This is a genomic window from Nostoc sp. DedSLP03 (genome assembly GCF_034530815.1).
Classification (GTDB): domain Bacteria; phylum Cyanobacteriota; class Cyanobacteriia; order Cyanobacteriales; family Nostocaceae; genus Nostoc.
The window spans coordinates 1-13183 of record NZ_JAVRCK010000144.1 but is presented as its reverse complement, the minus strand read 5'-3'; the positions used below and the strand labels follow the sequence as shown (position 1 = coordinate 13183).

10 protein-coding genes are annotated in these 13183 nt (G+C 40.3%); 8 read left to right on the top strand and 2 right to left on the bottom strand.

Annotation, left to right across the window (positions count from 1 at the left end):
* Positions 1–71: 71 nt before the first annotated feature.
* A complete protein-coding gene (locus RM368_RS36275; protein ID WP_322698544.1) occupies positions 72–2321 on the bottom strand; it encodes an ATP-dependent RecD-like DNA helicase in 2250 nt (749 codons plus the stop codon).
* 326 nt (positions 2322–2647) lie between these two features.
* Positions 2648–3598, bottom strand: coding sequence for an RpoD/SigA family RNA polymerase sigma factor (locus RM368_RS36270; RefSeq protein WP_322698543.1), 951 nt, complete (start codon positions 3596–3598; stop codon positions 2648–2650).
* 298 nt (positions 3599–3896) lie between these two features.
* Between RM368_RS36270 and RM368_RS36265 the strand changes: the two genes are divergently transcribed.
* From RM368_RS36265 to RM368_RS36230, 8 genes are all read left to right on the top strand, one after another.
* A complete protein-coding gene (locus RM368_RS36265) occupies positions 3897–4541 on the top strand; it encodes an AAA family ATPase (RefSeq protein WP_322698542.1) in 645 nt (214 codons plus the stop codon).
* Entirely contained in the window at positions 4534–5472 is a 939-nt protein-coding gene (locus tag RM368_RS36260) for a ParB/RepB/Spo0J family partition protein (RefSeq protein ID WP_322698541.1), read from the top strand. The genes RM368_RS36265 and RM368_RS36260 overlap by 8 nt, the downstream gene beginning before the upstream one ends.
* Before the next feature lie 114 nt (positions 5473–5586).
* Positions 5587–6192, top strand: coding sequence for a hypothetical protein (locus RM368_RS36255; RefSeq protein ID WP_322698540.1), 606 nt, complete (start codon positions 5587–5589; stop codon positions 6190–6192).
* A gap of 57 nt (positions 6193–6249) precedes the next feature.
* Entirely contained in the window at positions 6250–6756 is a 507-nt protein-coding gene (locus tag RM368_RS36250; RefSeq protein ID WP_416212289.1) for a hypothetical protein, read from the top strand.
* 629 nt (positions 6757–7385) lie between these two features.
* Positions 7386–8345, top strand: coding sequence for a ParM/StbA family protein (locus RM368_RS36245; RefSeq protein ID WP_322698538.1), 960 nt, complete (start codon positions 7386–7388; stop codon positions 8343–8345).
* Positions 8346–8350: 5 nt separating this feature from the next.
* Positions 8351–8641 (top strand): hypothetical protein, encoded by a 291-nt coding sequence (locus tag RM368_RS36240; RefSeq protein ID WP_322698537.1) that lies wholly within the window; start codon positions 8351–8353, stop codon positions 8639–8641.
* 159 nt (positions 8642–8800) lie between these two features.
* Complete coding sequence (locus RM368_RS36235) at positions 8801–12010, top strand: DEAD/DEAH box helicase (protein ID WP_322698536.1); 3210 nt, start codon at positions 8801–8803, stop codon at positions 12008–12010.
* A 5-nt stretch (positions 12011–12015) separates the two neighbouring features.
* Positions 12016–12852: an SWIM zinc finger family protein gene (locus tag RM368_RS36230; protein ID WP_322698535.1), complete on the top strand. Its 837-nt coding sequence runs from the start codon at positions 12016–12018 to the stop codon at positions 12850–12852.
* Positions 12853–13183: the final 331 nt, after the last annotated feature.

The window sequence follows — 13183 nt, the reverse complement described above, 5'->3', positions numbered from 1 at the left end:
ATGATTTCGCTTTTTTACTATTTGCTTATTCCGGAGAGTGACAGAAGAGGGATATTCTACATTCATGTTGATCAAATCGGCTGCAACAACCTCTGCCACAACCGTGTATATCTCTGCTGGTCATCTGTAGTCCGCATAGCCAAAGATATTGCTTTTTTGTCACCGATGATGATCGCCAACTTCCTTGCACGGGTAAGCCCTGTATAAAATAGGTTGCGCGATAGCATCATATAATGCTGCATATGCAATGGAAATATCACCACAGGATACTCTGAGCCTTGGCTTTTATGCACTGAGACAGCAAATGCCAGGGTAATTTCATTCAGGTCAGCATAATCGTAAACCACAGCCCGACCACCATAATTAACTGTAACTTCTTGCTCTACGGTGTCAATACTTAAGATATTCCCTAAATCACCGTTAAAAACTTCACGGTTATAGTCATTGGTTAGTTGGATAATGCGATCGCCTTCACGTAGAATCATGCCACCCCGATTAATCTCCACCAAATCAAAACTAGGCGGATTGATCAGCTGTTGCAGCACAGCGTTCAAGTTACGAGTTCCCACCAGTCCCCGCGACATGGGACAAAGTATTTGCACATCTGTTGCCGGATTAAAGCCCAGTCGGGGAATCAAATCGGTGATCAGTTCACAGATTGCCTGTACCCCGTGTTCTGGCTGATTTCCTCCACCATGCCAAATACAATCAGACACGGGATTATCAGAGATTGGCTCAAGCGCCGGATATTCTCCCTGGTTAATTTGGTGTGCAGCGGTGATGATTGCGCTCTGTTGGGCTTGCCTAAATACTTGCGTTAGCCGAACCACTGGTACTTGAAGCGAATTTATTAGATCAGCTAATACTTTTCCTGGCCCAACTGAGGGAAGCTGGTCGATATCACCCACCAATAATAGTTGCGCTCCTTCTGCTACTGCTTTCACCAAAGAGTGTGCCAGGAATAGGTCAAGCATTGAAGCTTCATCAACAATAATTGCGGTGTGCGGCAAAGGGTTATCGCTACCGCATTTAAACCCCATTTTCTTGGGGTCAAACTCCAGTAGGCGATGTATGGTCTTTGCTTCAAGTCGGGTCATTTCGGATAGTCTTTGTGCTGCCCTCCCCGTTGGCGCAGCTAGAGCAATCGATTTACCCATTGCTTTCCACAAGCTGACTATTGTATGGGTGGTGAAAGTTTTCCCCACACCAGGGCCACCAGTGAGAATCATGAATGGAGAATAAGCCGCTATCTCCACAGCTTGCTGCTGCTGTTGCGATAATTGTATTTTATGACTAGCGGTAAAACGTTCAATCCAACCACGAACACGAGGCATATCCTGTGCAATCGGTTGGCGTAATCTTCGAGAGATTAACTGCGCTAAGTTCTGCTCAGTATGGAAAAACGTTGGTTTGTAACACAATAGTAGTTTCTCGCCATAATCATCTCGAATCCTCTCCCTAACCAACTCCTCTCTGGCACCCATATCTTTGATGATATTGGTTATCGCATCTTCTGTCGGCTGATGCTCCTGAGTTGTCAGCAGTTTGATGACTTTTTCGATTAGCTCTGGCTGTGGTAAGTAGCAGTGACCATCTTCTGCGGCTTCACTTAAAGCATGGGTTATTCCAGCGCAGTATCTAAATTCGCTATCAGGTGCAACTCCCAGGTTACGCGCAATCTTGTCAGCTGTAAGAAAACCTATTCCGTAGATATCAGTCGCTAACTGATATGGATTATGGGTAACTGTATCAATAGCTTTGTCCTGGTATTGCTTGTATATCTTCACAGCATAAGTTGTTGAAACGCCGTGGCTTTGCAAAAATACCATCACTTCTTTAATCGCTTTTTGAGTTGACCAAGCGTTTTTGATCAGAGTGATCCGCTTTTTGGCGATACCCTGGACTTCAATCAGTCGCTCAATTTGGTTTTCGATGATGTCGAGTGTTTCCAAACCGAAGTGAGCAACGATACGCTTGGCTGTGACTGGGCCAACTCCTTTGATTAGTCCACTGCCCAAGTATTTCTCAATTCCGGTGAGTGTTGCTGGTTTGGTTTCTTTATAATTGGTGACTTGGAATTGTGGCCCAAACTGAGGATGATCACGCCAAAAGCCTGTTAGTTGAAGTGTCTGCCCTGGCTGAATGTTGGCAAAATTACCGACGATTGTGGTTAAATCTCTAAATCTAGGACGTATCAAACGCGCCACTGTATACCCCGACTCCTCTGAGTGGAAAGTCAAACGTTCTATTACCCCGGTAATTATTTCATGCTGGGGAGTAACGTTAACTTGTTGCTGGATGGGAGTTTGGGAAGTGGACATTGCTTTGGGCAAAAATGTTTCGTGCTGTTGTTACGGCAAAATATTCAATATTAGTATTGATGAACTATTAATATAGTACATACACACTAAAATATAATATGCAATTGTCTGCTGGGACAAAGCATTTATATAAACTAGTGTCCTTTATACTAGTGTCTTTTATACCGAAATTACAGCATCAGCACTCAAAAGTGCAATCATCACCAGTTCATTGCGGGTACGCGATCGCTGAACCAGAGCAGCGCCAATCGGAGGCATCTTTTACAGCTGTGGCGATTTGTTTCCAATCTTTGGAGTAGCGAGTTTTGCTCATATAAAAGAAACACTTAATTAAGAAGATAGTCTTTGATCTTGTTTTGATGAGAGCGCAAAACAGAGAGAGCAAGATGTTCAGTTTTGCGAATTGTTTCTCGACTTAGGTTTAGACGTTTCGCAACTTGACTCAAAGTCAACTGCTGATTATCTGACAATCCAAAACGTAGAGTCAATACTTCTCGTTGCCTTGGATTGAGCAATGTCAGTAACTTGCTCAAGTCTTGGTGTAGAAGCTCTTGAGCTATTTGCTCATCTAGGGAAATACCATCCATCGGTAAAATGTCAGCTAGTTCAGTTTCGCGCTCATCTCCGACTCGCATTTCTAGCGAGACTGGAGTGCGGGAAACGTGAAGATATTCCCGTATTTGATTGGGCAATACATTTAAGGATTCGGCAATTTCTGCTACAACTGGAGGACGACCCAAAGACTGAGACAGTTGCTGCTGTACTCTCCTAATTTTATTTAATTTCTCGTTGATATGAATTGGCAGACGGATAGTGCGAGATTTTTCTCCAATCGCGCGTGTTATTGATTGCTTAATCCACCAATAAACGTAGGTCGATAGTTTATAGCCTCGGTTGGGATCAAACTTTTCGATTCCCTTTTGTAAACCTAGTGCCCCTTCTTGGAGCAAATCGAGAAAATCTAAATTGTGGTTCTGGTATTTTTTGGCAACAGAAACCACCAACCGTAGGTTAGCTGTCACCATTTTCTCTTTAGCTTTTTGACCTTGTTGAACGATTGACTGTACTTCAGCTTCGGTTTGCCCAAGCGAGGTAGCTAATTCTCTTGCAGTTGGTTGGCGGTTTAATTGAAGTGCAAGGCTTGAACGATGTTCTTCAATCACCATCATCTGCTGCAACGCCCTTGCATTTGTAATTTCTTGCTCAGGAGTTAGCAGAGGGTAGCGTCCGATTTCTTTGAGGTAGGAATAAACTAAGTCGGTAGTTAAACTGGACATAAAACTTAATGAATGAGATAAACAAGATAAATTGAGAAGCTACCTATTGAAACTATTTGTTTGAGCAGTATTCTTCAAGATATAGGCAATCTGCAAAGAAGATGGGATTTTTGCAATCGTGTTAAATTGATATAAATTTTTAAGTTCAACTTGAATATAAAGGAGAATTTCAAAAGTTCTGCTTGTGAACATTGATACTTATATATATCTTGCTGTTTGATGCTTGCTTGTTTTGCCTGAAAGCCTGTATAAGCTAAAAATCTACCATAAACTATACTGTGTAATTTAGATCCTACTTATGCCGATCATCGCAATTATCAATCAAAAAGGAGGAGCAGGTAAATCAACAGTTTCTGTTCATCTTGCACGATGGCTACAAAAACAAGGTAAATCAGTGCTACTTGTAGATGCTGATGCTCAATGCTCATCTTCTAAGTGGCTCAAGCGATTAGAACAAGTTATTCCTTGTCAGATTATTCAAGCGCCTGATGCACTATTGGATGAGTTACCTAAGCTAAATGAATCATATACATGGGTTATTGCTGATGGGCCTGCTGCCCTCTCTGAAACAACCAGAGCATTAGTTTTAACTGCTGATTTAGCAATTATTCCATGCCAACCTGCTGGTATTGACCTTGAAAGTGCTTCTGATACTGTACATTTGATTCAACAAGCGCAAAGGATTCGGCGAGGAGAACCTAAAGCCGTAATGTTTGTTAATCGTGCAGTTAAAGGAACTAAATTGAAAGATGAAGCAGTAGAAGTACTTCAATTAATGCCAAATGTCACCGTTTTAGAAAATGTACTTCATCAACGACAGATCATCGCCGATTGCTATGGACAAAATTCTACTATCTTTGATTTACCTGGATCAACAGCCGGAATCGCTAGACGTGAAATTGAACAATTATTCAAAAAATCTTTGGAGGTTTTGAATGAATAAACCAAGACAATCACTAACTCAAGGACTCTCTGCCTCCATTGCCCAAAAATTTATCACTGATCCAAAAAGTGTCGAATCTTCTCAAACATTATCTATTCAACAAATTCAACTTCCTGCCAAGCAACCCCGTCGTTACTTTGCTCCAGACAAGCAATCTCAATTAGTCCAATCAATTAAAGATCATGGGATTCTAGAACCGTTACTAGTTCGTCCATTAAAAAATGGAACCTATGAGTTAGTTGCTGGAGAAAGGCGATATCGAGCAGCCCAGGAAATTGGATTGAGTGAGCTTCCTGTCGTTTTTAGAGACTTAGATGATCAACAAGCTCTCCAAATTGCTCTTGTAGAAAACCTCCAACGTGAGGATCTTAACCCAGTTGAAGAAACGGAGGCAATTCTTGAGCTTCTTTCACTCAAACTCAAGATCAGCTCCGAAGAGGTTAGTTCTATACTGAATCGTGCTAATCACGCAAAAAACCGTCAACAACAATTGGAGGAAAACGTTTTCCTCCAACTTCAAGTTATCGAATCGGTCTTATCTGGGTTAGGAAAATTTTCGTCAGAATCCTTTCGTACCAGTCGTTTACCATTGCTAAATCTGCCTATTGATATTTTGACAGCACTCCGTGAAGGTAAAATAGAGTTTACAAAGGCTAGAGCGATCGCACAAGTTAAAAATAAAGAACAGCGAAAAACCTTGCTCAACCTAGCAATATCCCAAAACTTGAGTTTCAGAGAAATTAAGCAAAAAATCCAGGAACTCAATGTCATTGAACAAGACAATCCACCTAGTAAAATCTATGTTCAGAGGTATTTTAAAATCGGAAAACAACTTAAAAAAACATCTGTTTGGAATGATCCCAACAAACGAGCGAAGTTAGATAAACTACTCTCTCAACTAGAAGAGTTGGTAGGAAAAGCTGATGAATAGTGGCAACTATACGCTTTAGTACATAAACTCATCTGTGACTTAGTAAAAATGTTTAAAAGGTGAACTGCTAGTTAAAATACACTCATTTGCTAAAGTTCAGGAAAGAAAGTTCTGATGAAGTCTACCGAGCGCTCGCCCAAGCCACCTAAACAACAGCCAAAACCCAACGACCAAAGCTCAAAGCTTGACCTTGTAGCTTATAAACCAGTAGAGAAACAGCAGCCAACCTCTCAGCCTGATATTACTCCCAGTGATGATCTGCCGTCAGTTGAGCAGCCAGCCCAAGCAGAGGTGATACCTCCTTTAAGGTCAAAGCCGGACACTGCTGAAAAACCGCAACATTTAGAGAAAAGTAAAGCAGAACGTACCTCTGAACGTACCTCTCCTGACAAGAGAAAATCTAAATCACCGCAACAGTCCAAGCAGCAGGGACAATTGACACAAGGAGGTGATGAACAAGAGTTACCGCCAGAACGCTGTCAACACATCCAGTTTTTGGATTGTAATTCCTCAGTGGGGCGTGTCATATTCGAGTGCTACCACTGCCAACAGGGAATAATTAGCGAATATACTGGAGAGCCAGTGATGGGAGAATATAAAGGCCATCCTTCACTAATTCAGGTGAAAGTCCAATGTCCTAATTGTGAGCAGACAGCGATTAGGTTAACAACGGGTCAGGTGCTTTCAACAACAGCGATTCCTTCTCCTTGGCAGCAATAATGCCACACTCTCTCTTCAAGAGTGATTGGTGAAAGATATTTACGATTGATAATGCAAATGAGAATTTTATCCTCAATAATAACTGCACTAACGGCACTGACACTAACTAGTTGCAGCACTACTACTGCTCAACAGTATAAAGCTACAGCACTCACCAGTTACACCTGGCAAGTTAAATATGCCAATAACCTAACTAGTGAACCACGACCCCGCATTGAAACCTTTGCTACTACTTCGGTGCTGAATCGAAATGGAGTAAAACCACCGGGAGAAGTAATTGGCCCAGATGATCGAGGGCTATGGTGGCCTACTTTACCGCCGCGACCAAGCGTTGATGAAGTTGAACAACGTAAAAAATTTCCAGAAGAGGCAGACAAACCTGAATTAGTGAAAGATGTAAAGTACAAACTGACTTATGGAGTGGGTAATTCTCAGCAGACACTACCTACTAATTATGATGTTTATCGACAAGTAGTAAAAGCTTACCCCCAAAGAACTCCTTTGGAATTGACTTTGGGTGTAAATGATAATTCAGTTGAGAAAGCTGAACCTGTAAGCAAGTGATAACGCACTCGTTACGTAGTCAGCAAGAAGTTAAAGATCAAAACTGAATTGCTTTTCAACAAAAGATTAACACTAAAGTATAAATCAAGCTGTCAACCCATTCTCTGCGAGACACTACGCAAACGAGGAATTCAAAATTAAAGACAAGACGCTCGTGGACTCGCTTTCCGCGTTAGCAAGTCTTCGAGCATCGCGTCTTGTAGCCCCTTGATTCTTTGAATCAGTAGGTGTAATGACCTTGAAGGATAATTAATTCAAAATTATTCTTATTCTTCCTAACAGTATTTTGAATTTCATTAAAGGATCAACGATGATCTAAATTAATTTTTACTGCATTGATATAAAAGATTTCAAAAATTCCTACTGGGGGCTACATGGGGGCTATATATACCCCAACAATAGTTCAAGACTTTGGGAATATTTTGACCCCTATATAGGGTGTATATAGGTGCTATATAGGGTATATTTGACTGACTGACATTTTATACCCCATTTAGCCCCCAAGGGGTTATGATAAACTCTTGGTTCTAAATCAAAAAGGGGTAGTTATTTTATTTTTGTCTCCCCTGCTACCCAAAATTATCTGAACGGATAAATTTCACAAATCAAAGTGTATTACCTTTGTCTTTATGTCTAACATTCACACCTTACAAAAAATTTTTCCTGCGGGTTTCGATAACGGTTACGGAAGCCTCAAACTTTTAGTCGATGGCTTTGAAGTAGTTCGTGTCCCCAGCTATATAACCAATGCCGAGATGGAAGATGTACCTGGACGGGTAGTTTTTAACGGTAGTGCTTACACTGTCGGAGAGTCAGCTTATCGGACAGGAAATTATTTTGACCGAAACACCGATAACAATGAAAACAAAGTCAACAACGCATTATTGACTTTATTGGGTGCATTGGCACATCTACCACATCGTAAGGCTTGGCACTTAAAATTAGTCGTCAGTTTACATGATGTTGCTCTGGCTAATGAACTACAAAAAGTACTCAATGGAGAATATCAGCCAATACTTGCTGGTAAACAATCAGACGTGAAAGTAGAAGTGCTAAAAGTTGTACTAGAGGGTATGGGTGCATTGTTTGGGCATCCACTACCAAAAAAACTAACCATTTTAGACTTTGGCAATGGAACAACCCTATATTCTCGTTACAACCGGGGTCAACGAGAAGTTCACACCGCCTACCCCATCGGTGTGGAAGTTCTCATCGATGATATCTCCCAAAAAATGAAACATCTAAATGGAGGAAAAATTGGGGATGCTTCCAAGATCCGATTTTGTCTGGAAATGGGACATACCAGATACAGCCGTGACATCGATATCAAAGATATATACACCGCTTGTTTAAAAGATTGGTATGAAAAATACTTGAAGAAAGTGGTGAATCTGACACTTGATGCCAAGCACCAAGGGGATGAAATCTGGGCGATAGGTGGAGGCTGCCTCTTACCTGGATTTAAGAAGCTGTTGGAGAAAAACGGCTTCAAAATCCTGGACAATCCGGTAGAAGCCAATGTCTCTGGGCTTTTAGAGATGGCAAAAGCCATCACCAGCAAGAATCCAACTACTACATCTCTTAAGTGATCGCAATGGCAGACAAACTTGACTTAACCCCAGAAAAAGTTCGGATCAAAGATAGCTACCGTGAGCGGATATTTGCCGAATCACAGCAACTAGGTAAAAGTTACCTGGAGACACTTTACTTTATCATTGATTGTTATTTTGCTTTCAGAAAGGGTGCATTTCCCACACAACAAGTAGCTTTCACGCCGAATAATACTGAAGATAACAAACTTACTTCAATGACTCAAGAGCCATCTATTATCGAAAACCAAGAGGATTCTGATGACCAAACCTTCACTCTTGATTTTGAGTTGTAAGGGAAGTATAGGACTGCTGCCTCTATAGTGTGTAAGTCAAGCGATCGCACTATAGCGTCATCGCTTTCTTTTGCATAAAGAAAATAGTTCTAGTACCTCTGTTTGCTAAAGTAATTCTAAGGCGCGTGAATTTCCAAACAATCCAGAGACATCACAACAATGAGAATACTTCATGGCACCTGGATACCAAACGAGGAAACTGACTTTATTCAGTCAGGGTCTTTTTACTTGTGGGTAGAAACTCAATTATCCCAAAAAAGTCACACCAATAATCAACAAATTCATCCTGGACATTTGCTAAAATCCGAATTAATCGCCTTTTTAGTACAAGAATTGGGAATTAAAGAAGACAATACTAAATTTTTCCAACGCATATCTCCTAAATACTTTGCCTTACCAACGACCAATAATCAGCCCCTACCTTCACCAGAATTAACCAAATATTTAGAAATTGAGTTGACTGATAGCTATGAAGAATTCCAATATTGGCAGGTAGATTGTTATGAAACAGTAGTATATACCAAAAATGTCACAGCACTTAATATTATTAAACTACTTAAAGATATCCATTTTTTAGCAATATATAATGTGGAGAAGTTTCAAATTGGTTCAGATTTATTATTTTGGTATCATTACACTCAAAGTTTTAAACAAGTAATCCTCAAAGACCAATTTATTCCCGCCCTAAAATATCGACAGTTATCATCGGAAAATCCGAAGAAAAAAGGCAAAAGCAAGACTGATAAAGCAGCATTTGAAATTTATGCCACCTGGGAAATTATTTCCGAACAATATGAAGCAAATATTCTTAAATATATTGACTATATGCCACTAATATGTGTGGCAGGTAAAGCAACAGTTAGTTATCCTATTGAGTTTTTTGAGCGAGAAACACTATTGCGTCACTTTTCCGAATATGTACTTGATGATTTAGTGACTCACACCCCATCTACAGCCGCTTTTGACAAACAAATTGCTAATTCTCTAATTGAATCTTGCTTTTATCCTCGTCAGCATAATCCACTAACAACAAATACTGCCCTCGATGAATATCAGCAATGGTTGGTGTGGAAAACCAAAATTACTCGTACTCAAGCTGATTCACCTTTTCATCTGTGCTTCCAGTTACATTCTCCTTCATCGTCACAAATAGACAATTGGCAAATTCAATTTTTGGTAGCGAGTAAACAAGACCCTTCTTTGAAGTTAGCGTTAGCAGACTACTGGACAATGAATCAATTTTCCAAAACTGCTGTACATAAAGATTTTGGTAAAGATTTTGAAACAAATTTGCTGCTGAATCTGGGGTATGCAGCCAGGATGTATCCCAAACTATGGCTTGGGTTGGAAACAGCGAGTCCAATCGCAATGCAAATTACCTTAGATGAAGCATTTGCCTTCCTTACTGAAAGTGCTTGGGTACTGGAAGACTCAGGATTCAAAGTAATTGTACCTGCTTGGTATACTCCCACAGGTTGTCGTCGCGCCAAAATTCGCCTCAAAGCATCGGGTAGTAAACTTGCTGCAACGAAAGGGGAAACAAAAAGCTATTTCGGCTTAGACTCACTGGTGGAGTATCAGTATGAATTAGCGATTGGGGAGCAAACTGTCACACCTATTGAATGGGAACAACTGATTAACGCTAAAACTCCCCTAGTGCATTTTCGCGGTCAATGGATGGAATTAGACCGAGATAAAATGCAGCAGTTACTCGAATTTTGGCAGTCCCACGGTAACGAACAACCCCAGATGACCTTACTGGAGTTTCTACAACGCAGTGCTGAATTGGGGTCAGAATGGGAAATTGAACATGATGAAGCTTTGTCAGAGATGATAGAAAAGCTACAAGATAAAAGTCGCCTAGAACCAATTTCTGAACTTGATAATCTGCAAGGCACACTCCGAGAATATCAAAAACGTGGTGTTTCCTGGCTACAATATCTGGAAAATTTGGGATTAAATGGCTGTTTAGCAGACGATATGGGTTTAGGTAAATCCGTGCAGGTGATTGCCCGATTAGTGCAAGAGAAGGAGTTACATTCAGCTCTGAAAGTAGGAGGAAAAATTACTTCTTTATCTGCCCTGCCCACACTATTAATTGCTCCGACTTCTGTTGTTGGCAACTGGCAGAAGGAAATTGCCAAATTCGCACCTCATTTAAAAACTATGGTGCATCATGGTAGCACTAGGCTGCAAAATCTAGCTGATTTCAAAGCTGCTTGTAAACAAAACGATGTGATAATTAGTTCTTTTACTTTAGTCCGCAAAGATGAAAAGTTATTGAGCGGCATCGAGTGGCAACGAATAGTCATGGATGAGGCACAAAATATTAAAAATCCGAAAGCTGCCCAAACTAAAGCTATTTTAAAATTAAGAGCTAAACATCGGCTGGCATTAACAGGAACTCCTGTAGAAAACCGCTTACTGGATTTGTGGTCAATTTTTAACTTTCTCAATCCTGGTTACTTGGGTAAAGAAGCCCAGTTTCGGAAAATCTTCGAGATTCCGATTCAAAAAGACAATGACCGCGTGAAATCTGCCACCTTGAAAAAACTGGTAGAACCTCTAATTCTGCGAAGGTTAAAAACTGACCAATCTATTATTAATGACTTGCCAGATAAAGTGGAACAAAAACTCTACACCAACCTGACCAAAGAGCAAGCATCGCTTTATGAAGTAGTGGTACTAGATGTAGAAAAACAATTGCAATCAGCAGAGGGAATTCAACGCAAAGGATTGATTCTTTCAACCCTGATGAAATTGAAGCAGATTTGTAATCATCCAGCCCAATTTCTGCAAGATGGGAGTGATTTTTCACCACTACGTTCCCACAAACTCAGTCGGTTAGCAGAGATGGTTGAGGAGGCAGTTGATGAAGGAGAAAGTTTACTCATTTTTAGTCAATTTACGGAAGTGGGTGAGAAGATTGAAAAACATCTCAAACACAGTCTGCATTGCAATACTTACTATTTGCATGGTGGTACTAGTCGCCCACGTCGAGAACAAATGATTACCGAATTTCAAGACCCAAATACAGAACCATCGGTTTTTATCCTTTCCTTGAAAGCAGGGGGCGTAGGTATCACCCTCACGAAAGCCAACCATGTCTTTCACTTTGACCGTTGGTGGAACCCAGCAGTTGAAGACCAAGCAACTGACCGTGCTTTCCGTATTGGTCAAAAAAAGAATGTCTTTGTGCATAAATTTGTTGCTATTGGAACTCTAGAAGAGAGAATTGACCAAATGATTGAAGATAAGAAAAAACTTTCTAATGCTGTTGTTGGTAGCGATGAATCTTGGCTCACTGAATTAGATAATGAAGCCTTTAAGCGGTTGATTTCATTGAATAAGAGTGCAATTTTGGAGTAGATATCATGGCGAAATTTAGTCGAACTTGGTGGGGCGATCGCTTTATTCAAGCACTAGAAGCTTTTACAGATGATAACCGACTCAAAAGAGGACGGTCTTATGCTAGCGGTGGTAAAGTCAAAAGCTTTGAGATTGACTTAAATAAAATTACTGCCAAAGTCAGAGGCTCAGTTAATCCCTATTTTGGAGTTTACAAAGAACCAACTTATAATATAGAGATTCAGATTACACCTATTGCTAAAACCCGTTGTCATGAAGCTATCCAAAAGCTTTCTTCTAAAGCCAGTATCATTTCTCGATTGCTGCTAAATGAAGTCCCAGAAAATATTGAAGATACTTTCTCTAATTTGGGGCTATATTTATTGCCCCATAGTAGTAATGATTTCAAAACTAAATGCTCTTGCCCAGATTATGCTAATCCCTGTAAGCACATTGCTGGAGTTTACTATTTAGTGGCTTCTCAATTAGATAATAATCCCTGGTTGTTATTTGAATTACGGGGATTATCGAAAGCAGAACTTCAAGCCAAATTAGCTGATTCTCCTTTGGGAAAAGCTCTTTCTGAGGAATTAAATACTAAAGAAATTCCTTTAGAACTTTCTAATTCGCTGTACACTCAGCTAGAAAAACAATCTCTTAACCAAATGCCAAATGCCAGAGAATTTTGGTTAGGTACAAAACGATTACCACAAACTATTGAAGTGGCGACTCCAGGTAGTATCTGTGCAATTTTGATTAAGAAACAAGGGGATTTTCCTGATTTCTGGCACAATGATGCATCCTTTATTGAAACAATGGAAGAACTGTATCAGCGAGTCAAAACCAAAAATCATCAGTTCTGATTTCAGGGCTGTTGAAGAAGAATTCAGCTCTTCTGAATTAAGACGCTCTCTACGAGACGCTAAAAGCGTAGCTTGCAACTCTTACAGAGTACGTAGACTCGCTTTCCGCTTCGCTTACAAAGAAAGGCAGAAGTACGAAGGCAGGGGGCAGAAGGAAAGAAGTATTAACAAAAACTTTAGTTGTGGGTATAAAGCCCACTTTAAAAGAAATAATTATACCGAGTGGAGAGTGCAACAAGGTATAAAGCGTCCTTGTTTCAATCCCACCCTTTTAAGAGCTTGTCATTACCAACATCTTTTAAAGTGAGGTAGGGATGTAATAGAGTCAGAG